This is a genomic window from Nonomuraea sp. NPDC050663, assembly GCF_044456985.1.
Classification (GTDB): Bacteria; Actinomycetota; Actinomycetes; order Streptosporangiales; family Streptosporangiaceae; genus Nonomuraea.
Genome location: NZ_JBITGL010000001.1, coordinates 712,676 through 733,412, shown reverse-complemented (window position 1 = coordinate 733,412; position 20,737 = coordinate 712,676). Strand labels below are relative to the sequence as shown.

The 20,737-nt window shown below is 70.3% G+C and carries 21 protein-coding genes; 9 read left to right on the top strand and 12 right to left on the bottom strand.

The annotated features are described in order from the left end of the window. Window positions 1-3 precede the first annotated feature (3 nt). Genes ACIBH1_RS03590 through ACIBH1_RS03580 form a run of 3 tightly spaced genes read right to left on the bottom strand, consistent with a single transcriptional unit; the run spans window position 4 to window position 1,829 of the window. Complete coding sequence (locus tag ACIBH1_RS03590; RefSeq protein WP_397311974.1) at window positions 4-633, bottom strand: HAD family hydrolase; 630 nt, start codon at window positions 631-633, stop codon at window positions 4-6. Then, window positions 626-1,147: a DUF6912 family protein gene (locus ACIBH1_RS03585; protein WP_397311973.1), complete on the bottom strand. Its 522-nt coding sequence runs from the start codon at window positions 1,145-1,147 to the stop codon at window positions 626-628. Before ACIBH1_RS03585 ends, ACIBH1_RS03590 begins: the two co-directional genes overlap by 8 nt. A gap of 46 nt (window positions 1,148-1,193) precedes the next feature. Then, window positions 1,194-1,829 carry an HAD family hydrolase gene (locus ACIBH1_RS03580; protein WP_397311972.1) on the bottom strand — a complete coding sequence of 212 codons (636 nt, stop codon included), beginning with the start codon at window positions 1,827-1,829 and terminating at the stop codon, window positions 1,194-1,196. A 51-nt stretch (window positions 1,830-1,880) separates the two neighbouring features. Here ACIBH1_RS03580 and ACIBH1_RS03575 point away from each other — a divergent pair, with 51 nt between their 5' ends. Continuing rightward, complete coding sequence (locus tag ACIBH1_RS03575; protein ID WP_397311971.1) at window positions 1,881-3,095, top strand: serpin family protein; 1,215 nt, start codon at window positions 1,881-1,883, stop codon at window positions 3,093-3,095. On the opposite strand, the gene nagZ is transcribed toward ACIBH1_RS03575, so the two are convergent. Then, window positions 3,092-4,336, bottom strand: a complete 1,245-nt coding sequence (gene nagZ, locus ACIBH1_RS03570) for a beta-N-acetylhexosaminidase (protein WP_397311970.1) — start codon at window positions 4,334-4,336, stop codon at window positions 3,092-3,094. The two genes, ACIBH1_RS03575 and nagZ, sit on opposite strands and share 4 nt — an antisense overlap. A gap of 100 nt (window positions 4,337-4,436) precedes the next feature. Here nagZ and ACIBH1_RS03565 point away from each other — a divergent pair, with 100 nt between their 5' ends. Both ACIBH1_RS03565 and ACIBH1_RS03560 read left to right on the top strand, forming a co-directional pair. Continuing rightward, window positions 4,437-4,772: a hypothetical protein gene (locus ACIBH1_RS03565; protein WP_397311969.1), complete on the top strand. Its 336-nt coding sequence runs from the start codon at window positions 4,437-4,439 to the stop codon at window positions 4,770-4,772. 10 nt (window positions 4,773-4,782) lie between these two features. Continuing rightward, window positions 4,783-6,513: a hypothetical protein gene (locus ACIBH1_RS03560; RefSeq protein ID WP_397311968.1), complete on the top strand. Its 1,731-nt coding sequence runs from the start codon at window positions 4,783-4,785 to the stop codon at window positions 6,511-6,513. 6 nt (window positions 6,514-6,519) lie between these two features. Here the strand turns inward: ACIBH1_RS03560 and ptsP are convergent, their stop codons facing one another. The 5 genes from ptsP to ACIBH1_RS03535 are packed head-to-tail and all read right to left on the bottom strand — an operon-like array spanning window position 6,520 to window position 10,205. Next, window positions 6,520-8,193, bottom strand: a complete 1,674-nt coding sequence (gene ptsP / locus ACIBH1_RS03555) for a phosphoenolpyruvate--protein phosphotransferase (RefSeq protein ID WP_397311967.1) — start codon at window positions 8,191-8,193, stop codon at window positions 6,520-6,522. Further along, a complete protein-coding gene (locus ACIBH1_RS03550) occupies window positions 8,190-8,438 on the bottom strand; it encodes an HPr family phosphocarrier protein (RefSeq protein ID WP_397311966.1) in 249 nt (82 codons plus the stop codon). The genes ptsP and ACIBH1_RS03550 overlap by 4 nt, the downstream gene beginning before the upstream one ends. Window positions 8,439-8,462: 24 nt before the next feature. Then, entirely contained in the window at window positions 8,463-8,912 is a 450-nt protein-coding gene (locus tag ACIBH1_RS03545; RefSeq protein ID WP_397311964.1) for a PTS glucose transporter subunit IIA, read from the bottom strand. A gap of 4 nt (window positions 8,913-8,916) precedes the next feature. Continuing rightward, window positions 8,917-9,153 carry a glucose PTS transporter subunit EIIB gene (locus ACIBH1_RS03540; RefSeq protein ID WP_181611442.1) on the bottom strand — a complete coding sequence of 79 codons (237 nt, stop codon included), beginning with the start codon at window positions 9,151-9,153 and terminating at the stop codon, window positions 8,917-8,919. Between the two features lie 29 nt (window positions 9,154-9,182). Next, entirely contained in the window at window positions 9,183-10,205 is a 1,023-nt protein-coding gene (locus ACIBH1_RS03535) for an SIS domain-containing protein (RefSeq protein WP_397311963.1), read from the bottom strand. Between the two features lie 93 nt (window positions 10,206-10,298). Between ACIBH1_RS03535 and ACIBH1_RS03530 the strand changes: the two genes are divergently transcribed. Both ACIBH1_RS03530 and ACIBH1_RS03525 read left to right on the top strand, forming a co-directional pair. Next, window positions 10,299-11,039, top strand: a complete 741-nt coding sequence (locus ACIBH1_RS03530; protein WP_181611440.1) for a GntR family transcriptional regulator — start codon at window positions 10,299-10,301, stop codon at window positions 11,037-11,039. Between the two features lie 64 nt (window positions 11,040-11,103). Continuing rightward, window positions 11,104-12,417, top strand: coding sequence for a PTS transporter subunit EIIC (locus ACIBH1_RS03525; RefSeq protein WP_397311962.1), 1,314 nt, complete (start codon window positions 11,104-11,106; stop codon window positions 12,415-12,417). Here the strand turns inward: ACIBH1_RS03525 and ACIBH1_RS03520 are convergent. Further along, a complete protein-coding gene (locus ACIBH1_RS03520) occupies window positions 12,414-13,772 on the bottom strand; it encodes a carbohydrate-binding protein (RefSeq protein ID WP_397311961.1) in 1,359 nt (452 codons plus the stop codon). The two genes, ACIBH1_RS03525 and ACIBH1_RS03520, sit on opposite strands and share 4 nt — an antisense overlap. A gap of 234 nt (window positions 13,773-14,006) precedes the next feature. Here ACIBH1_RS03520 and ACIBH1_RS03515 point away from each other — a divergent pair, with 234 nt between their 5' ends. Next, window positions 14,007-15,338, top strand: coding sequence for a PTS transporter subunit EIIC (locus tag ACIBH1_RS03515; RefSeq protein WP_397311960.1), 1,332 nt, complete (start codon window positions 14,007-14,009; stop codon window positions 15,336-15,338). Window positions 15,339-15,500: 162 nt separating this feature from the next. Then, window positions 15,501-15,854 (top strand): Rv3235 family protein, encoded by a 354-nt coding sequence (locus ACIBH1_RS03510; RefSeq protein WP_397311959.1) that lies wholly within the window; start codon window positions 15,501-15,503, stop codon window positions 15,852-15,854. Between the two features lie 83 nt (window positions 15,855-15,937). Here ACIBH1_RS03510 and ACIBH1_RS03505 read toward each other — a convergent pair whose 3' ends face one another. Continuing rightward, window positions 15,938-16,996 carry a hypothetical protein gene (locus ACIBH1_RS03505; RefSeq protein ID WP_397311958.1) on the bottom strand — a complete coding sequence of 353 codons (1,059 nt, stop codon included), beginning with the start codon at window positions 16,994-16,996 and terminating at the stop codon, window positions 15,938-15,940. Between the two features lie 207 nt (window positions 16,997-17,203). Between ACIBH1_RS03505 and ACIBH1_RS03500 the strand changes: the two genes are divergently transcribed. After that, window positions 17,204-17,497 (top strand): hypothetical protein, encoded by a 294-nt coding sequence (locus ACIBH1_RS03500; protein WP_397311957.1) that lies wholly within the window; start codon window positions 17,204-17,206, stop codon window positions 17,495-17,497. Between the two features lie 11 nt (window positions 17,498-17,508). Then, entirely contained in the window at window positions 17,509-17,820 is a 312-nt protein-coding gene (locus ACIBH1_RS03495) for a hypothetical protein (protein WP_397311956.1), read from the top strand. Window positions 17,821-17,888: 68 nt separating this feature from the next. On the opposite strand, the gene secA is transcribed toward ACIBH1_RS03495, so the two are convergent. Continuing rightward, on the bottom strand, window positions 17,889-20,678 hold the full coding sequence (gene secA, locus ACIBH1_RS03490; protein ID WP_397311955.1) for a preprotein translocase subunit SecA: 2,790 nt from the start codon (window positions 20,676-20,678) through the stop codon (window positions 17,889-17,891). Window positions 20,679-20,737 lie beyond the last annotated feature (59 nt).

The following is a 20,737-nucleotide window of genomic DNA, read 5'->3' as shown; positions in this document are numbered from 1 at the left end:
GATTTAGGCATAGTTGAGCGCTTCGGCAAGGCTGTCCACGACGGGGAATCCCGTCTCTTCGAGCTTCGCCCGCGGTGTCATGCCGCCGGTGTACAGCACGGCCCGCGCGCCGACGTGCTTGGCTGCCACACCGTCGTCGACGCTGTCGCCGATCACGAGGGTCTTGGCCGGGTCGACCCCGGCAGCCCTGATGTGCGCCAGCATGTGGTCGGCCTTCTCACCGCCGGTGGCCCCGTCGCGCAGGCCGTCGACGCGCACGAAGTAGGTGTCGAGCCCGAAGGAGGTCACCAGGGGTTCCAGGTGGGAGTGGGGCGCCATGGAGCACAACGACTGGGTGCCGGACCAGGCCTTGATCATGGCCTCGGCGCCCTCGGCCAGCCGGCAGCCCGCCATCAGGCGGAAGTAGCTCTGGTGGAAGCCGTCGTCGAGCAGGCGCCACTCGCCCTCGCGCAGCTCGCGGCCGAGCATGACCTCGTAGGTCACCCACACCGGCCGCGTGTAGACGGCGCGGAAGCCGTCGGCGTCGAGCGGCGGCAGTTCGTAGGGCAGGAAGACCTCGTTGGTCGCGCCGACGATGGCCTCGATGTCGTCGAAAAGGGTGCCGTTCCAGTCCCAGAGAATGTGTTCAGTCATGCCTTACATCTTCGAGGATGTCGGGTATCTCCTGCGTCGCGTACCACAGGAGCTCGTGCGCCTCGGCGCCGTCGACGGTGAACTTGGCGTCGTCGTCGCCCTGGTCGGCGGCGGGGAGCGCGACGACCGCCTCCGCGATGTCGCCGGCGGCGAAGCGGTCGTCGACGTGCACCGCGGCGACCTTGGCCAGCGGCACCGCCTCGCGCAGCCGTACCCTGGCCCGCTCCTCCAGCGCCGCTCCCGCCACCACGATGTCGTCGGGCACGTCGGCCGCGACCACGACGCGCCGCGCGGGCGCGCCGACGCCGTCGGCCCGGTCGGCGGCGAGCATGCGCAGCGAGGCGCGGGCGGCCTCGGTCAGGGCGACGTACTCCAGCTCCTCGGTGTCGCCCGAGGCGTACCACTCGGTGAGCGAGGGCGTCACGGCGAAGCCCGTGAGAGGAGCGGGACCGACCTCCCCGGCCTCGGCCGCTCGGGCCAGGGCCGGGATGGTGCACGGCAGATAGACACGCATGAGGTCAATCATGCCAGCGAGGGTGAGGTGCCAGGCCGGGACGTGCTCAGGGCGAGCGCAACAGCCGCTCCACCTCCGCGATGGTGGCGGCGGCGTCCTTGTGCAGGATGCCGTTGAGGCCCAGCGCCTGGGCGGCGGCGATGTTGGCCTCGATGTCGTCGATGAACACGCACTCCTGCGCCGGCAGCCCGATCAGGTCGAGCGCGTGGTGGAAGATGCGCGGCTCCGGCTTGCGCATGCCGACCTCGCCGGAGATCACGATGGCGTCGAAGAGCTCGTCCCAGCCCTCGCGGGGGTAGGAGTTGCCCCACGAGTTGGACAGCAGGCACGTCTTGACGCCCTGCTTGCGCACCTCGCGCAGCATGCCGTACATGGCCTCGTCGCGCGCGAAGCCCGCGAACATGCGGCTCATCAGGCCGGCCGCCGCCGGCGGCACGCCGTCGAGGGTGCGCAGCTGGACGGCCAGCCGCTCCTCGAAGTCGGCGGGCGGGATCTCGCCCCTCTCCAGCACGTGGATCAGGTTGTCGGCGGTGTCGCGCGAGTAGGCCTCGGCCACCAGGTCGCGCATGACCTCGCGGTAATGGTCGTGGTCGATGCGGTCGGTCTCGATCCAGTGCATGATCGACTCGCCCATCGAGCCGGTCAGCACCCCACCCCAGTCGATAAGTACACCTTTGATCACAGAATTAGATTCTAGGTGAACCCTGGAGATCCGCCGCGCCGTCCTAGAAGTGTGCGCAGACTACTGGCCGGGCTGCTGGTGTTCGTGGCGGCCTGCGGATCCACGGGAGACGCCGGCGTGATCACCGCTGTGGGAGTGCAACGCGAGACCGTCCGCGAGGCGCCGGTCGAGGAGACCGTCCGCGGCCTGACCGCCTTCGGGTACGAGCTGTACGGCAGGACCGCCCGCCCCACCGAGAACTACGTGATCTCCCCGCTGAGCATCGCCTACGCGTACGGCATGGCCAGGGCGGGCGCGGCTCCCGCGACCGGCACCGAGCTCGACGGCGTCTTCGGCTTCCCCGCCGAGGGCCCCCACACCGCGTTCAACCTGCTCACCAGCCAGATCGTCACCACGTACGGCCCGCCGCCGCCCGCCAGGGAGCGGGAGGAGAACGAGCCGCGCCGCGAGCCCCCGGTCGTCGCCATCGCCAACGGCCTGTTCACCCAGCGCGGCTTCACACCCAAGCAGCCCTTCCTGCACACCCTGGCCGCGCAGTACGGCACCGGCGTGCACGACGTCGACTTCACGGGAGACGCCACCGAGGTCATCGACGCCTGGGCCGACGAGCAGACCGCCGGGCGCATCAAGAAGGTCTTCGACCGGCTCGACCCGAAGACCAGGGCCGTGGTCACCAACGCCGTCTACCTCAGGGCCGACTGGCGCGAGCCGTTCGGCAAGGAAGCGCCCGAGCAGGCCGCCTTCACCCGCGGGGACGGCACGACGGTCCAGACCACGCTGATGCGCCACAAGACGCCCATGCGCTACGCGGAGGGCCAGGGCTGGCAGGCCGTCGAGCTGCGCTACGCGGAGAGCGAGCTGGCCATGTGGATCCTGGTCCCGCCCGCGGGCACCTCCCCTGCCGGGCTGCTGTCTCCGCAGACGCTGCGGCAGGCCGGGGCCGGCATGAAGGAGGCGCCGGTGGACCTGGCGATGCCCAAGTGGGACTTCGACACCTCGATCGACCTGGTCAGGCAGGTCCCGTTGAAGAGCAACGACTTCTCCGGCATCGCCGACGGCCTCTTCCTCGGCCAGGCCATCCACCGGGCGACCATCACCGTCGACGAGCAGGGCACGGAGGCGGCGGCGGTCACCGGCATGGCCTTCCCCGCTTCGGCGGGGCCCGAGGCCGAGGCGGTGGTCCGCGCGGACCACCCGTTCGCCTTCGTGATCATGCACCTGCCGACGAGCACCCCGCTCTTCCTGGGGCACGTGGTCGATCCCTAGCGGCCGGCCCGCACCACCTTGGCGGCCAGCTTGCGGTGCTCGGCCGACCTCAGCACCTCCTGCGCCCGCGCCACCGTGGCCTCCGGGGCCTTGCGCAAGATCCCCAGCTTCTGGCGCAGCTGCAGCAGCCGCGTCACCGACTCGTCGAGCCGCTGCTGCGAGATCCGCCCCGACTTCACCGCCGCCAGCACCGAGCCGTAGGCCTTGTCGAGGCTGGGCGGCATGAGCAGCAGGTCCGCCCCCGCCAGCACGGCGCGCACGGCCACCTCGCCGTCGCCGTACTTGGTGCGCACGCCCTCCATGTTGAGCGCGTCGGTGCTGATGACGCCCTTGAAGCCCAGCTTGCCGCGCAGCAGCCCGGTCAGCACCGGCTTGGAGAGCGTGGCGGGGTCGCCCGAGGGGTCGAGCGAGGGGATGACGATATGCGCGGTCATGATGGCGTCGATGCCCGCCGCGATCGCCGCCTTGAAGGGCGGGGCGTCGAGCTTCTCCCACTGCTTGCGCGTGTGCTTGATGACCGGGAGCCCGGTGTGGCTGTCGGTCGTGGTGTCGCCGTGGCCGGGGAAGTGCTTGGCGGTGGCGGCCACGCCCGAGTCGGCGAAGCCCTTGACGGCCGCGGCCACCATCGCGGAGACCTTGGCCGGGTCGTCGCCGTAGGCGCGCGGCCCGATGACCGGGTTGCGCGGGTTGACGTTCACGTCGGCGACGGGCGCGAAGTCGAGGTTGATGCCCAGCGCGTGCAGCTCCTCGCCGGTGGCCTCGGCCACGGCGCGGGCGAGCGCGGGGTCGCCGGTGTCGCCGATCACCGAGGCGCCGGGGAACTTCGTCATCAGCGCGCCGACCCGCGACACCATGCCGTTCTCCTGGTCGGTGCCGATCAGCATCGGCATCTTGCCCGCCGCCTGCAGGCCGTTGGTCAGCGCCACCACCTGCGAGACGGTCTTGATGTTGTCGGGGAAGAGGATCACCCCGCCGAGGTGGTACTTCCTGATGGTCTTGGCGTCGGCGGCGGTGCCGGGCAGCACCGGCATGAGCAGCTGGCCGACCTTCTCCTCGACGCTCATCCGGGCCAGCACCTGCTTGACCGGGTCGGACGTCGCGGTGGCCGCCGGGGCGGCGGAGGGCCGCGGGCTGACGACGTTGGCGGCCGTCGGCGGCGACTGGGCGGGGGCCGTGGCCGCGCAGGCCGTCATGACGGTCGCGATCGCCAGAAGCCGTGCCGTACGGATGCCTCGAACCATGACACCCACCGTATCCAGGTGACGACGTGCACGGACCGTACCCGGGCCCAATAGCCGCGCAAAAGCGAAACCATATCGACCCTCCCTAGCGTCCCGGGACATGGCATACGAGGACAGCGCGGGAGGCGGCGGTGGCGCCTTCCCGCCGCTGACGTTCAACTCCTCCGCGGACGAGGCGTCCGCCAAGCGGACCGCGGCGCGCAAGTTCGACGAGTGGGCGGGCACCGTGGCCTCCTTCACCAAGGACGTGGCCGCCAAACTCGAGCGGGACGGCGAGCCGGTCTGGTCCGGACCGGCCTCCGAGCCGTTCCACCGGGCCCTGCTGGGCGATCCCGCGTTCACCAAGAAGATCCCCGGCTACCGCAACCCCTACCTCGACACCGCGGGCAACCTGCGCAGGTCGGCGGACAGGCTCGAGGAGAACCGCAACCGATGAGCCACGACCGATGAGCTACGTCGGCATCCACCCGGAGGGCGCCCGCGAGCTGGTGGCCGCCATGGAGAGCGCCAGGAACGCGATCTCCGACGGCTTCCTGGCCGATCTCAGGCACGCCCTGTGCGTCGCCCAGTCGGACGCCGTGCTGGAGGCGCAGGCGTCCTTCACCGTCTACCAGAGGTACCGCGCCTTCCTGGAGGAGTCGGCCCGCGAGCTGAGGTGGCGCGTCAAGGTGATCACCTCGGCCCCTGACGCCACGGTCGACGGCGAGACCGTCTACGGCACCACGCAGTTCGAGAGCGCGAAGAAGGCCGCCGAACAGGGCGCGGCCGACGGCGCGCAGTTCAAGGAGCTGTGGGCCAAGGCCGAGCGCGACGGCGACTGGCGGGCCGTCGAGGAGTGGCTGGCCGCGCACCGGGACCAGCTGAAGGATCCGGAGTACGCCGCGGCCTTCCTGCGATCCTTCGGCAAGGAGAACGTCGTGGCCCTGCTGAACAAGGCCACCGAGGCGTACGGCCCCGGCTCGCACCTCGGGCTCAGCCCGGAACAGCTGGCCTACTTCCAGGAGAGGTTCCAGCCGCTCATGGACGCCGTCGCGGCCGCCGACGACCCGGAGCTGCGCGCCCACCTCCTGGACCGCCTCGGCCTGGACGCCATGGCGGTGCTGCTGGTCTCGACCCGGATGCCCGAGGACTTCGTGCGAGCGGCGATCCCCATCCTCACCCGGACGTTCGGCCTGGCCGTGGGCGTCACCGACTACAACGCCTCGCTCACGATGACGGCGCTGGGCAGCTATCCGGAGCTGCTGCAGGAGTTGCTGGCCGACCCGGCCACCGCGGACCTGCTGCTCGGCCCCCGCATGCTGGCCGACCCCGGCTACCGCAAGGCGCTGGCCGCCTCCCTGCCCGGCGCGCTGGACCAGGCCACCTCCGACCCCGCGACCCTCGACCAGGCCTGGAGCAACGTGCTGCGGCTGGCCTCGCAGGACTACTTCGTCGACGCCATGGCCGGCGACGAGGCGTTGTCGCTGGCGCTGACCACGGCGTTCCTGCCGTATCTGGAGAACGCGGGTCACCTGATGGCCGCCTCCTACATCGACGGCATGCCTGGGCTCGACCTGCCGCCGGCCAGGGAGCCGCTCCTGCCCGCGGGGGTGACGCCCGAGATGGTGCAAGACTTCCTCGGGGGAGCGATCGTGCACCAGTCGTCGTCCGAGGCCCTCGCGCGGCAGGTCGCCGAGCTGATGGCGGGAAGCGGGCTCGAGGCGCTGATCGCCGGACACGGCGGCGACTACGAGAAGATGGCGGCGGACCCGGCGCTCAACGACGAGATGGTCGCCGCGCTCGGGCCCCTGGGCATCGTCCTGGGCGCCCTCTACTCGGCGCAGGGCGACAACCTGCGGCGCGCCGACTCGTCCAAGCAGGAGCGCGAGCTCTACCTGGGCTTCTTCACCGGCCTGGGCACCGCCAAGATCAGCGATGCGGCCCTGTCGTCGCTGGCCGGGGTGGCCGCGCAGCTGGGCGCCAACTCGTTCGCGCAGTGGCTGGCGGGCCGGCCCGACGACATCACGCCCGAGCAGTACGCCGAGGGACTGCGCGACAGCTACGTCACAGCGTTCACCGACCTGCTCGTCGACCACGAGATGGACAGGAAATTGGCCGAGGAGGTGGCCGTCCGCTTCGGGCTGTTCTTCGACGCCATGGAGGGCGAGGCGCTCAAGCAGCAGAACTCCTTCAACTGACCCCCCCTACAGCCCCAGGTCCCCGAGCCCCGGCAACATCCCCCGTGCCGCCTCGCGAGCCTGGTCCGCCGTGGCGGCGGCCCGTGCCGCGCGGGCCGCCGCGCGGCACTGCTCGCGCGTGTGCCGGGCCAGCGCCGCCCGTACGGCGGGCAGGGCGGGCGCCGCCATCGACAACGACGTCACCCCCAGCCCGACGAGCACGCAGGCCATCGCAGGATCGGCGGCGGCCTCGCCGCAGACGCCGCAGGGCTTGCCGTGCGAGCCGACCGCCGCCGCGATCAGGTCGAGCAGCGCCGGCTGCCAGGCGTTCTGCAGCTTGCTGAGCGTGCCCAGCTGCCGGTCGGCGGCGAAGGCGTACTGCGCCAGGTCGTTGGTGCCGATGGAGAAGAAGTCCACCTCGGCGGCGAGGTCGTCCGAGCGCAGCGCGGCGGCCGGCACCTCGATCATCACCCCGGCCTCCCGCAACCCGGCGGTACGGCACGCGGCGGCGAACCAGGCGGCCTCGTGCGCGGTGGCGACCATGGGCGCCATGACCTGCACCTGGGCGCTCAGCCCCTTGGCCGCCTCGGCGAGGGCGCCGAGCTGGCCGGACATGATGTCGGGGAAGATCCTGAACATGCGCAGCCCCCGCACGCCCAGCGCCGGATTGGGCTCCTCCCCCGGCGGCGGCAGGAAGGCCAGCGGCTTGTCGGCCCCGGCGTCGAGGGTGCGCACCACGACCTTGCCGTCCGGGAAGGCTTCGAGGACCTTCCGGTAGGCATCGACCTGCTCGGCGGCGGTCGGCGCCTCGGCGCGGTCGAGGAAGAGGAACTCGGTGCGGTAGAGCCCCACGCCCTCCGCCCCGTTGCGCAGGGCGAGGTCCAGGTCGGCGGGGCCGCCCACGTTGGCCAGCAGCGGCACCGGGTGCCCGTCGGCGGTGCGCCCCGGACCCGTCGCGGCCTCCAGGAGGGCGCGACGTGAGGCGTCCGCCTGCCGTACCGAGGAGACCTCGTCGCTCTCGGGTTCCTGGACCACCAGGCCGGAGCCGCCGTCGACGAGCAGGTCGCCGCTGAGCGAGAGCGCGTCCTGGCAGGCGACCACGGCCGGGACGCCCATCGCGCGGGCGAGGATGGCGGTGTGGCTGGTCGGCCCGCCGTCCTGGGTGACGAACGCGGCCACGATCGCCGGGGTGAGCAGCGCGGTGTCGGCGGGCGCCAGGTCGCGGGCGACGAGCACGTACGGCCGGGCGCCGTCGGCCGGTTCCGCGGGCACGCCCGGCATGCGCCGCCCGGTGAGCACGGCGACGACCCGGTCGCGGATGTCGTCGAGGTCGGCGGCCCGCTCCGACAGGTAGCCGCCGGCGGCCGCGAGCAGGTCGCGGTACTTCTGGAAGGACTCGTAGACCGCTCGCGGGGCCGACAGGCCGGTGGCCACGAGATCCTTGATCTCGACGGCCAGGCCGGGATCGCGCGCCATCATGGCCAGCGCGCCGAGCACGTCGCGGGCCTGGCCGCCGGCCTTGGAGCCGCGCAGCTCGAGATCCTCGGCCACGCGCTCCACGGCCTGGGCGGCCCGGTCCTGTTCCGCCTCGGCGTCTCCGCCGTGGCGCTCGCCGGCGGGGGGTTCGGGAATCGCGTCACTGATCACATAGGCCGGGCCGTACCCGACCCCGGTGCTGACACCGACTCCCTGGAGTCTCATGGCGCCGACGCTATGGCCGCGAGCTCGTCGAGCAGGATCTCGTCGTCGCCGGCGATCACGACCTCCTCGCCCTGCCGGACGTCGAGGCCCATCACCGCCAGAATGCTCTTGGCGTTGACCGGGTCCTTGCCCGGCTTGGCGATCGTCACCTCGCCCTCCGCCTTGGCGGCGGTCTGGACGAAGGTCGCGGCGGGCCTGGCGTGCAGGCCCACCTCGGCCACCACGGTCACCTTGCGCTCAGCCATCTGTGCACCATCCTTTCCGTCAGATCATCCCAACTGGAACAGTTCATCACCTACGTGAACCATTCCCAGAGCGACCCCCGTCACTGACTCGATGGGCGCGTCGAGCGCCACGACCGGGCAGACGGGCGAACGCCCGCCCGCCTCGATCGCCGCGGGGTCCCAGGCCACGACGGGCTGGCCCGCGCTGACCCGGTCGCCCTCCGCTGCGAGCAGCTGGAATCCCTGACCCTTGAGCTGGACCGTGTCGATGCCCAGGTGGACCAGCACGCCCTTGCCGTCGTCCCCGACGATGACATAGGCGTGCGGATGCAACTTCATGATTTTTCCGGCGATGGGAGCGACCGCTTTGCCCGGTCCCCGAATCGGGTCGATAGCCGTTCCCGGACCGACCATGCCAGCGGAGAACACCGGATCCGGTACCGCCGCCAAGCCCACAGCCGACCCCTCCACGGGGGCGATAACAGTGGTGGTCATGGTCTCAGCCGATGATGTCCTCGATGTCGCTGGCTATGGTGTCGGCCTCTGGTCCCACGACGACCTGGACGACGTTGCCCGCCGCCATGACGCCGTGCGCGCCGGCGGCCTTCAGGGCCGCCTGGTCGACCTTGGACGCGTCGTGCACCTCGGTCCGCAACCTCGTGATGCATGGCTCGATCTCGATGATGTTGTCAGCACCACCGAGCCCGGCGATGATCGCCTCTGCACTTGCTGCCATGGTTGTTCCCCCTTGCTGACCAGGGTAGATCAGTCCGTCTGCGTGACCTTGTTCAGGCCTCTCGGCGCGTCGGGGTCGATGCCCAGGCGGAGGGCGAGCGCCTCGGTGAGCAGTTGCCCGGGGACGATCAGGCCCATCGGGGCGACCCACTCGGGCAGGTCGGGGCCGTTCAGCGCGGCCGTGCCCGCCTTGGCCAGGGCGGCGCCGCCGCCGACGGTGAAGGCCGAGGCGCCCGCGGAGACGACCCGCTCGGCCAGCGCGACCGTGCCCTGCAGGGTCGGACTGTTCTCGGCGGCCACCAGCAGCGCGGGAGTGTCCTCGTCGACGACGGCGATCGGGCCGTGCAGCAGGTCGGCGTACGACAGGCCCATGGCGTGCAGGTAGCAGGCCTCCTTGAGCTTGAGCGCCGTCTCCAGGGCGGTGGAGAAGGCCAGGCCGCGGCCGGAGACGACCACGCCGGGCTTGTCGGCCAGGCCCTCGACGACGGCCTCCAGGTCGCCGGGCTCGGCGATCAGCCGCTCGACGGCGTCCGGCACCTTGTGCAGGTCGTCGGGGTTCACGTCGGCGCCCAGGCCGATCGCCAGCACGGCGAGGGCGGCGAGCTGGGTGGTGTAGGTCTTGGTCGCCGGGACGGCCTTCTCCACGCCCGCCTCGGTGCACAGCGCCAGGTCCGCCGCCTGGGCGAGGGGGCTGTCCGGACCACCGTTGGTGATGCCGACCGTGGCGGCGCCGCAGTCCTTGGCCCACGCGAGGGTCTCGACGATCTCCTCGGTCTTGCCCGACTGGGAGATGGCCACCGCGAGCACGCCGTCGAGGTCGAGCTTGCGCTTGTAGGTGGTCGCGATCGAGGGCGCGGCCAGGGCGGCCAGGCGTCCCGCGTGCGATTCGATGAGGTAACGCCCGTAGACTGCGGCGTTGTCGGACGTTCCGCGCGCGATGAACAGCAGGCTCCTGGTCTGCTCGCCGAGCGCTCGCACCTCGCCGACACGGGGCAGCAGGGCCTCCAGTGTGGCTCGGAGTGCCGCCGGCTGTTCGGCGATCTCGCTACGCATCTGGGTGGCCATACTGCTCCTATCAACTAATATCTTGGCAAGCTGGTCTAGTCCGGACTAGACCAGTACGAACCATAGCTTACGGGAGGCTTTGTGGCGCATATCGATCCGGACAGTCCGGTGCCCAAGTACTTCCAGCTGCGCGAGATCCTGCTCGATCTCATCGAGAACAACGAGCTCAGCATCGGGGCGGCGATCCCGTCCGAACGCGAGCTCTGCCAGCGGTTCGGCCTGTCACGAATGACGGTGCGCCAGGCGGTCGACCACCTGGTCAGCGAGGGGCGCCTGCACCGCGTGCCCGGCAAGGGCACCTTCGTGGCCCGCCCCAAGATCGAGCTCGCGCTCCAGCTCACCTCCTTCACCGACGACATGCGCGCCCGCGGGCTCGTCCCCGGCTCGCGCGACCTCGACCGGCGCGTCGTCAGGGCCAGCGCCCACCTGGCCAAGGAACTGGGCATCCAGCCCGGCGACGAGGTGCACTTCATCGAACGGCTGCGCACGGCCGACGGCGAACCGCTGGCCATCGAGCGCGCGCACATCCCGGTCTACCTGGCGCCCGACCTGGGCGACTACGACCTGGCCGAGCGCTCGCTCTACGAGCTGCTGGAGAAGCGCCACGGGCTGGTCATGGACGCCGGAGAGCTGACCATCGACGGCGGCATCGCCGACCCGTCCGACGCCGACCTGCTGAAGCTGGACCGCGGCGGGGCCGTGCTCCTGCTGTCGCGCCGCTCGTTCTCGGGCGGGGTCTGCGCGGAGCTCGGCGTCTCCACCTACCGTGCCGACCGTTACCAGCTGCGCACCAGCCTGGAGATGCCCGCGCGCCGCCCCTGACCGCTGTGCCGTACGGCACGGCGGTCCTGTTCCTGTTCTCCCCCGCACCTCCCGAGGATCCCCGGTGAACGAGACCGCAGCGACCGTTTCGCCGTTCGCCCGATTGATGGGCGTGATGCAGCGCCTGGGCCGTTCGCTGATGTTGCCCATCGCCGCGTTACCGGCAGCCGCCCTGCTGATGCGCTTCGGCCAGCCCGACATGCTGGGCTCCAACGGCCCGGAGCCGGGCGGCCTGGCCGACGTGTCGGGCTTCCACTGGATGACCGACGTGGCCGCGGTGATCGCCGCGGCCGGGGCCGCGCTGCTGGAGAACCTGCCGCTGCTGTTCGCCGTCGGGGTGGCCATCGGCTTCGCGCGCAAGTCCGACGGCACCACCGCGTTGTCGGCGGTCGTGGGCTACCTGGTCTTCGACCGGGTGACGCGCACGATGTTCCTCGGCTCCGGCATCCGCGAGCAGGTCCTGATCAGGACCGATTCGCTCGAGGAGGTCATCAACTACGGCACCCAGAACCCGACCCGGATCCTCGGCGGCATCCTGATCGGCCTCGTCACGGCCCTGCTGTGGCAACGTTTCCACCGCATCAAGCTGCCCGCCTGGCTGGCCTTCTTCGGCGGGCGCCGGTTCGTGCCGATCATCACCTCGATCGTCGCCCTGCTCCTGGGCGTGCTGATCGGCTGGTTGTGGCCGGTGCTGGCGGAGTGGATCGAGCACGCGGGCGAGCTGCTGGCGGGCGCGGGAGCGGTGGGCACGGGGATCTACGGCGTGCTGAACCGGCTGCTCATCCCCCTCGGGCTGCACCACTTCGCCAACTCGATCGTCTGGTACCTGGTGCCCGAGTGCCAGGTCGACGGCAAGACCCTCGGCGGCGACTGGAACTGCTACTTCGCCGGCGACCCCACGGCGGGCGAGTTCATGACGGGATTCTTCCCGGTGATGATGTTCGCGCTGCCGGCCGCGGCGCTGGCCATGTGGCGGGCCGCTCCCCCGCACCGCCGCGCGACCGTGGGCGGCATCATGTTGTCGGCGGGCCTGGCCTCGTTCGTCACGGGCATCACCGAGCCGATCGAGTTCGCCTTCGTCTTCGTCGCGCCGGTGCTGTTCGTCGTGCACGCGCTGCTCACCGGGGCCGCGATGGCGATCATGACCTTGCTCGACGCCCAGCTCGGGTTCGGGTTCTCGGCGGGGCTCATCGACCTGTTGCTGAACGCCAGCAAGTCGAACACCCAGAACCTGTGGGCGGTGCTCACGCTAGGGGTGATTTATGCCGTCATTTACTACTTCGTATTCAGCTTCCTGATCAAGCGGCTGAACATCCTCACCCCCGGGAGGGAGCCGGAGCCCGACGTGGACTCCGGCGAACCCTCGAAAATCACTTAGAGGCGCTGCCACAGAGCCGGCACGTTCGACGGCTCCCAGCCCGGAAGGGACGTGTGGGCCTGGATGCACCGGTAACTGGCTCCGCCGTACGTCACCGTGGAGCCGACCGCGTACGCGGTGTACGGCGCCCAGGTGCCGCCGGGGGGCGAGCCGGTCGGCGAGCTCGTCGGCGAGCTGGTCGGACCGCCGGTGCTGACCAGCGACAGGCCGTAGGTCTGCAGGATCTCGTTGACCGGCTGGTGGTAGGTGGTCCCGCCGGAGCTGCAGTTGCCCGAGCCGCCCGAGGTGACGCCCTGCGCCTGGCTGCCGGAGAAGAACGAACCACCCGAGTCGCCCGGCTCGGCGCAGACCGAGGTGCGGGTGACGCCGGAGACGGTGCCCTGCGGGTAGGTGACGCTGGTGCCGTGCTGGCCGATCGTGCCGCAGTGGTACTGCGTGGTCGAGCCGGAACGGCAGATCGAGGAGCCCACGGCCGCCTGCGTCGAGCCGGTGATCGTGATCAGGCCGGCGCTGTAGGCGTTGACCAGGCGCGTCGGCGTCCACTGGCTGTTGACCTCGACCCAGGCGTAGTCGTTGCCGGGGAACGAGGAACCGCGGAAGGTGCCCTGCGCGACCTGGTTGGAGCCCCTGGTCGTCGCGCCCGTCGAGCCGCAGTGGCCCGCCGTCACGAAGCCGCCCTGGCTGCCCGCGCGCTGCACCGGGAAGCCGACCGAGCAGCGGCTGCCGCTGCCGATGTAGTACGCGTCGCCGCCGCGCACGTCGTAGAACGGCACCGGCCGCTCGGTGGTGGACTGGACCAGCACCTTGCCGGCGTCGACGCCGCTGGCGTCGATGAACAGCTGGGTACGGCCGACGTCACGGGTGAGCACGACGACCTTGTTGGCCCGCACGTCCACGAACCACGAGGCGACGCCGCGCGGCAGCCTCAGCGAGTCGAGCCTGGCCTTGACGCCCTCCAGCGTGGTGAGCGGGTCGGCGACCAGGATCGGGGTGCCGCCCAGATCGCGGATGGCCGGCAACTGGGCCGCGTCGGTGGTGGCGATGGACAGCGTGGCCGTCGGTCCGGAGACCCACAGACCCGCGAACGACGCGCCGAGCTTGCCCGCGTACAGCGACTCGACCTGGGCCGCCGCGGCCTCGTTGACGAGCCGTACCTCGGCCTGGTCGGCGGTGATGCCCAGGTCACGGCTGACCGCCTCGACCAGCTTGGGGTCGGGGTCGGAGACGGCGCCGTGTTCCTGCTGGGCCTGGGTGTAAGGGTTGGGCGGTTCCGCGGTGGCCTGTGCCACCGCCGGAATCGCGGCGAGGACGAGGGCGAGGGTGACGCCCATCCCCGCGGCTTGCTTGCGGAGCATGTAGATCTCTCCTCGAATCGGGGGGTGCGCCGCAAACGTAACGAGAACGATCCCTCCGGCGGCCATATCACCTCACTCCCCACACCGTCTTATGGAGGGACGTCCGCCCAGGTCAGGCCCACTTTTCCGGGCCTGGGGCGCGGGCATAACACTTGACCAGAACCTGGTGCTATGCCTTGACAATCGGGGAAGGACTCCGGCATCCCCCTTCGGATTTCATCGAGGGGTTCTGGCATGAGCACAGCGGCCGTCGAAGGCGGCAAGTCGTTCCGGTCGTCGGCCTTCGCCGTGCTGCAGCGCATCGGCCGCTCGCTGATGCTGCCCATCGCCGTGCTGCCCGCGGCCGGTCTGCTGCTGCGCTTCGGCCAGCCCGACATGCTCGGCTCCAACGGGCCCGAGCCCGGCGGCCTGGCCGACGTCCCCGGCTTCGCCTGGTCGGCCAATGTCGCCGAGATCTTCGCGGCGGCCGGTGGAGCGCTCTTCGACAACCTGCCGATCCTGTTCGCGATCGGCGTGGCCATCGGCTTCGCCAAGAAGGCCGACGGCTCGACCGCGCTGGCCGCCCTCGTCGGCTACCTCGTCTTCGACCAGGTCACACGGCGCATGTTCTTCAACTCCGACGCCGCCTCTATCAAGCAGAAGGTCACGCTCACCCTCCAGGACGGCAGCACCGTCATCAACCAGGCCGCCTCCAGCCAGCCCACCGGCGTGCTCGGCGGCATCGCCATCGGCCTGCTCGCCGCCGTGTTGTGGCAGCGCTACTACCGCATCAAGCTGCCCACCTGGCTGGCCTTCTTCGGCGGGCGCCGCTTCGTGCCCATCGTCACCGCCGTGGCCGCCATGGCGCTCGCCGTGATCATCGGCCTCATCTGGCCGCCCATCGGCGAGGGACTGACCAGCTTCGGCGACTGGCTGGCGACCAACTCGGTCATCGGCGCGGGCGTCTACGGCGTGGCCAACCGGCTGCTGATCCCGCTCGGGCTGCACCACTTCATCAACTCGATCGTGTGGACCGTCATCCCCGAATGCACCGTCAACGGGGTGCACGCCGCCGGAGACCTCAAGTGCTACGCCATCGGGCAGCAGGGCGCGGGCATCTTCATGACCGGCTTCTTCCCCGTGCTCATGTTCGCCGTGCCCGCCGCGGCGCTGGCCATCTGGCGGGCCGCGCCCAAGCACCGGCGAGCCGCCGTGGGCAGCATCATGATCGGCGGCGCGCTGACCGCGTTCGTCACCGGCATCACCGAGCCGATCGAGTTCGCGTTCATCTTCGTCGCGCCGGTGCTGTTCATCGTGCACGCGCTGCTGACCGGGGTGTCGATGGCGCTGATGGCCTTCCTCGACACCAGGCTCGGCTTCAGCTTCTCCGCCGGCGGCATCGACATGCTGCTCAACGCGACCAAGTCCAACACGCAGGGATTGTTCCTGATCATCGTGATCGGGCTGGTGTACTTCGCCGTGTACTACGCGATCTTCAGCTTCCTGATCAGGAGGCTGAACATCATGACGCCCGGGCGCGAACCGGAAGAGGACCCGGAATCGTCCGCCGCCCAGAAGCCCGCCTGATTTCCGGGCATCCGCCCGCTCGCGGCCGACGACCTTAATGCCCGGCTCCTGAGGGATCTTCGTCACGTAACCGTCCCAACCCGCCGCGATCTCGGCTCCCACGTATCCGGCGAGGGCGGCCGAATCCTCTTAGCTGGTGACCGTCTCGAACGAGGAGGCACCTTGTCTTTCCCCCTTCCGCAGCACCTTGTGTGGACCCCCGCCGAGCCCGCCCCCGACGAGCGCCGGCTCAGGCACTTCGGGCAGGCCCTGGCCGAGGTCCTGGCCGGCCGCCGCCCGCCGGCGAGCCTCGCCGACCGGCTCAGCGACCGCGCCTACCGGGAGCTCGTGCGCGCCGGACGCATGCTCAGAACCGACCGGCCGCCCTTCGTGGGGGCGCCGCACGTGCAGGAGCCCCGGGACGGGGCGGTGGAGATGTGCGTGCTGGTGCACTGCGGCACCAGAAGCCACGCGCTTGCCGTACGGCTGGAGCGTCGCGGGGTCCAGTGGGTGTGCACGGACTTCGAGACCGCCTGAGGAACGGCGCTCAGGCCGGTTCCCCGGGCAGGGCGATCCGAGACCGTCGCCGAACCGATCCGGCGTGCGGCCCGCCCGCTCCCTCAGCGAACGCTCCGGTCCTCGGCGCGCGGCGGGTAGGCGAACGTCTGCGTACCCGCCCAGTCCTCCCCCACGACGCGATAGTCGTGCGAGACCTCGCTCACCGCGTGCCCTCGACCGACGTCCACCGTGTCGGCGACCGACCACACCCCGTCGACCTGGTGTTCCACGACGTAGAGGAACTCGTTGAACCCCGACGACGACACGCACGTATTGACCACGGTCAGCGAGCCGCGCCCCGCCGTCAGCCGCTGCGGGATGGCGACGACCTGGTCCCTCCACTTGTAGACCCCGTCCTCGACCAGCGGGCGCCACTCCGCGGCCTTCACGCCGTCGACGGTGATGACGGCGTGCTGCAGCCCGACGGCCGCGTCGAGCCGCCGGGTCAGCCGCACGCCGGTATGGGCGGGGTCGACGGTCACCGTGAAGCGGCTCGACCCTCCTCGCGGGAAGGCCCGGCCGTCGTCGGTGACGATCTGGGACTGGTCGGCGATCGTGTCGAGGGCTCTGATCTCCTGCGGCTCAGGCCGCCACACGAGAACGACGACGACTCCCAGCGTCACGAAGGCGGCCGCTCCGGCGAACAGCGCCACGCGCCGCCAGCGCCTCGTCTCGTCCGCGGGAGCCGGCGGGACGGGCTCGGAGACGGGCCCGGCCGCTGGGAGCTGGAACCCGGGCGGCGGGAACTGATGCCCGGCCGCCTGGAGTTGGTGCCCGGCCGCTGGGAGCTGGTACCCGGTCGCTGGGAGCTGGTGGACGCGCACTCGCTCCCAGGCCCGCTCCCACGCCGGAAGCTGGAGGTCGGGAACATGGCAGCCCCGCAGGAACGCCACCATGACGGCCTTCTTCGGAAAGCGTCGCCCGGCCAGCATGTCGGCGCAGGTGGTGCGCGGCAGGCGTGCGCCGTCGAGCTTGCCGGCCCGCGCCTCCAGCTCGCGCAGCGACACATCGGCCCGTGCGAACTGCTCGGCCAGCAGCTTCACGAGGTCCTCGTGGCGGGCGACCGACTCCAGCGCCTTGGAGATGTCTGGATGCCGTCCGCCGCCCGGGGCCTCACTCATCGTCTCATCCCTCTCCTGACCTGGCCGTTCAGCCTCGACAGTGTACAAGCGATCACTGAGCGTGTCCGGGATCGGCCGGAGATCGTCCGGGACTGGCCCAGTGTGGCCGCGGCCCTGTTGGACACGCTTCCGACCGGCTTACCTGATGCTCACCGACGGTGATCGGACGACCACGATCCACCGCACGAACCGAGCACAGGAGTCACCATGAACGCACCCGCCAAGCTCGCCGCGACGCTCACCACCGCCCTCGTGGCCGCGGGCTCGCTCCTGCTGGTAGCCCAGCCGGCCAGCGCCGACCCCGACTGGCCCTTCCCCAACGACTGCGACAGGAAGAACTACAGCAAGTACATGAGCTGGGGATGGCGGCAGGGCCGCGTCGACTTCACCTACGACCACACCGACAACGGCATCAACAACTACTACCGGAGCACCTGGCGGGACACCGGCGAGAAGGTCGGCAACGGCTGGGCCAGCTGCATCAACATCCACCAGGGCTGAGGAGCGCGCGAATGAACCCGCGAATCCTCATGATCGCGCCGTTGCTCGGGCTCGCCCTGTCCGTGCCCGCGCCGGCGACGGCCGACCCGCTCGGGCCCTGCTACGTGCTGACCATGGCGATCGGCGAACGGGAGGGCGCCCGGTCGATCTGCCCGCCGGCCACCTGGAGGCACTGGCACCAGGTGCACGTCACCTGCAGCTTCGCGGGCAGCACCTGGACCGAGTCAGGACCCATGGTCGGCGGCACCAGCGTGTCGGAGGTGCTGTGCGGCGACCGTGAGCTGCGACGCCGGGCCTGGAACACCCAGGGACCCGACGAATAGGGTCCGGGCACACGGGAACGGCCCGCCGGGGGAACTCCCCCGGCGGGCCGTTCTTCACGCGTCAGCGGCTACGCGGCGTGCTTCGGGTCGCCGTGGCAGCGCTTGTACTTCTTGCCCGACCCGCACGGGCAGGGCGCGTTGCGCTCGACGTTGCCGTACGCGGCCCGCTGCTCGGGCGTGGTCTGCACGCGCGTGTGCTCCACCTCGCCCGACTCGCCCGGCGCGCTGTAGTCGAGCTGGGCGGGACGGTCGGGACCGCGCAGCCCGCGAGCGATGATGCTCCGGGTCTCGGCGATCTCGGCCGACTCCTCCTCGACGATGGGCGACTCCTGCACCTCGACCTCGAGGTTGAACAGGAACCCGACCGTGTCCTCCTTGATGCCCTCGAGCATCGCCGAGAACATCTCGAAGCCCTCACGCTGGTACTCGATCTGCGGGTCCTTCTGCGCGTAGGCCCGCATGCCGATGCCCTCGCGCAGGTAGTCCATCTCGTAGAGGTGCTCGCGCCACTTGCGGTCGAGCACGGAGAGGATGACCCGGCGCTCCAGCTCGCGGACGGTCTCGGCGCCCAGCTCGGCCTCGCGGGCCTCGTAGGCGCGGAAGGCGTCGTCCTTGACCTTCTCGGCGAGAAGCTCGGCGGTGACGTCTTCGCGGCCGCCCGCGGCCTCGACGACGTCGTCGACGGTGATCTGGATCGGGAAGAGCTCCGCGAAGGCCTTCCACAGCTTGTCGAGGTCCCACTCCTCGGCGAAGCCCTCGGAGGTGGCGCCGGCCACGTAGCCGTCGATCACCTCGCCGATGAAGCCGCGGATCTGGTCGTGCAGGTCGGCGCCCTCGAGGACGCGCCGGCGCTCGGCGTAGATGACCTTGCGCTGGCGGTTCATGACCTCGTCGTACTTCAGAACTTCCTTGCGGATCTCGAAGTTCTGCTGCTCGACCTGGTGCTGGGCGGAGGCGACGGCCTTGGTGACGATGCCCGACTCGATGGGCTGGTCGTCGGGGATGTTCATGCGGATCATGATCGCCTCGACGCGGGGCGAGTTGAACAGGCGCATGAGGTCGTCGCCGAGCGACAGGTAGAAGCGCGACTCGCCCGGGTCACCCTGACGGCCGGAACGGCCGCGGAGCTGGTTGTCGATGCGGCGCGACTCGTGGCGCTCGGTGCCCAGGACGTAGAGGCCGCCGATCGCGACGACCTCCTCGTGCTCGGCCTGAACCGCGGCCTCCGCCTTGGTCAGCGCTTCGTCCCAGGCCCTCTCGTACTCCTCCGGCGTCTCGATCGGGTCAAGCCCACGGGACTTGAGCTCCAGGTCGGCGCGGAAGTCGGCGCTGCCGCCGAGCATGATGTCGGTGCCTCGACCGGCCATGTTGGTGGCGACGGTGATGGCGCCCTTGCGTCCGGCCTCGGCGACGATCGCCGCCTCACGGGCGTGGTTCTTGGCGTTGAGCACCTCGTGCGGGACGCCGCGGCGCTTGAGCATCTTCGACAGGCGCTCGGACTTCTCGACGCTCGTGGTGCCGACCAGGCAGGGCTGGCCGTTGCCGTAGCGCTCGACCAGGTCCTCGACGACGGCCATGAACTTGGCGTCCTCGGTGCGGTAGATCAGGTCGGGCTGGTCCTTGCGGATCATCGGCTTGTTGGTCGGGATGGGGACCACACCGATCTTGTACGTCTGGTGGAACTCGTTCGCCTCGGTCACGGCGGTGCCGGTCATGCCGGCGAGCTTGTCGTAGAGACGGAAGTAGTTCTGCAGGGTGACGGTGGCGAGAGTCTGGTTCTCGTCCTTGATCGCCACGCCTTCCTTGGCCTCGATGGCCTGGTGCATGCCCTCGTTGTAGCGGCGGCCGTGGAGGATGCGCCCGGTGAACTCGTCGACGATGAGGACCTCGCCGTTGGTGACGATGTAGTCCTTGTCCTTCTTGAACAGCTCCTTGGCCTTCAGGGCGTTGTTCAGGAAGCCGACGAGGTGGGTGTTCTCGGGCTTGTAGAGGTTGTCGATGCCCAGCCAGTCCTCGATCTTGGCCACACCGGCCTCGAGGATGCCGACCGTGCGCTTCTTCTCGTCGACGACGTAGTCGCCCGTCGACTCCTCGCCCGGGTTCTTCGCCTCGACGCCGCGGCGGAGGCGGGGAACCAGCTTGGCGAACTCGGCGTACCACTTGCCGGACTGCTCGCCGGGACCGGAGATGATCAGCGGGGTCCGCGCCTCGTCGATGAGGATGGAGTCGACCTCGTCGACGATCGCGTAGACGTGCCCGCGCTGCACGCACTCCTCGAGCGACCACGCCATGTTGTCGCGCAGGTAGTCGAAGCCGAACTCGTTGTTCGTGCCGTAGGTGACGTCGGCGGCGTACTGCTTGCGCCGCTCGTCGGGCGCCTGACCCGAAAGGATCATGCCGACTTCGAGACCGAGGAATCGGTAGATGCGGCCCATCTTCTCGGCGCCCACCTGGACCAGGTAGTCGTTGACCGTGATGACGTGTACGCCGCGGCCGGTCAGCGCGTTGAGGTAGGCGGGCAGGACACAGGTCAGGGTCTTGCCCTCACCGGTCTTCATCTCCGAGATGTTGCCCATGTGGAGGTTGGCGCCTCCCATGATCTGCACGTCGTACGGGCGCTGGTGCAGCACGCGACGGGCCGCCTCGCGCACGGTGGCGAACGCCTCGGGCAGCAGGTCGTCGAGGGACTCACCGTCGGCATAACGCTGCTTGAACTCGTCGGTCATCGCCCGGAGTTCGGCGTCGGACATGCCCTTGAAGTCGTCCTCGATGGAGTTGACCTGATCGGCGATCCGCTTCAGCTTGCGCAGGGTCTTGCCTTCGCCGGCGCGAAGGATTCTGTCCAGAATGGCTGCCACTTTATGTAAAGCTCCTCGCAGGTCTACCCCGGCGCGACCGCCAGGTGGAGAGGCCGAGA

Bases quoted from the DNA above. Each gene is read 5' to 3' on its own strand.
- ACIBH1_RS03520 (WP_397311961.1), bottom strand. From the start codon at position 13,772: ATGCTCCGCAAGCAAGCCGCGGGGATGGGCGTCACCCTCGCCCTCGTC.
- nagZ (WP_397311970.1), bottom strand. From the start codon at position 4,336: ATGGTTCGAGGCATCCGTACGGCACGGCTTCTGGCGATCGCGACCGTC.
- ACIBH1_RS03550 (WP_397311966.1), bottom strand. From the start codon at position 8,438: ATGGCTGAGCGCAAGGTGACCGTGGTGGCCGAGGTGGGCCTGCACGCC.
- ACIBH1_RS03565 (WP_397311969.1), top strand. From the start codon at position 4,437: ATGGCATACGAGGACAGCGCGGGAGGCGGCGGTGGCGCCTTCCCGCCG.
- ACIBH1_RS03535 (WP_397311963.1), bottom strand. From the start codon at position 10,205: ATGCGTAGCGAGATCGCCGAACAGCCGGCGGCACTCCGAGCCACACTG.
- ACIBH1_RS03500 (WP_397311957.1), top strand. From the start codon at position 17,204: ATGAACGCACCCGCCAAGCTCGCCGCGACGCTCACCACCGCCCTCGTG.
- ACIBH1_RS03545 (WP_397311964.1), bottom strand. From the start codon at position 8,912: ATGACCACCACTGTTATCGCCCCCGTGGAGGGGTCGGCTGTGGGCTTG.
- ACIBH1_RS03515 (WP_397311960.1), top strand. From the start codon at position 14,007: ATGAGCACAGCGGCCGTCGAAGGCGGCAAGTCGTTCCGGTCGTCGGCC.
- ACIBH1_RS03540 (WP_181611442.1), bottom strand. From the start codon at position 9,153: ATGGCAGCAAGTGCAGAGGCGATCATCGCCGGGCTCGGTGGTGCTGAC.
- ptsP (WP_397311967.1), bottom strand. From the start codon at position 8,193: ATGAGACTCCAGGGAGTCGGTGTCAGCACCGGGGTCGGGTACGGCCCG.
- ACIBH1_RS03590 (WP_397311974.1), bottom strand. From the start codon at position 633: ATGACTGAACACATTCTCTGGGACTGGAACGGCACCCTTTTCGACGAC.
- ACIBH1_RS03585 (WP_397311973.1), bottom strand. From the start codon at position 1,147: ATGCGTGTCTATCTGCCGTGCACCATCCCGGCCCTGGCCCGAGCGGCC.
- ACIBH1_RS03560 (WP_397311968.1), top strand. From the start codon at position 4,783: ATGAGCTACGTCGGCATCCACCCGGAGGGCGCCCGCGAGCTGGTGGCC.
- ACIBH1_RS03495 (WP_397311956.1), top strand. From the start codon at position 17,509: ATGAACCCGCGAATCCTCATGATCGCGCCGTTGCTCGGGCTCGCCCTG.
- ACIBH1_RS03505 (WP_397311958.1), bottom strand. From the start codon at position 16,996: ATGAGTGAGGCCCCGGGCGGCGGACGGCATCCAGACATCTCCAAGGCG.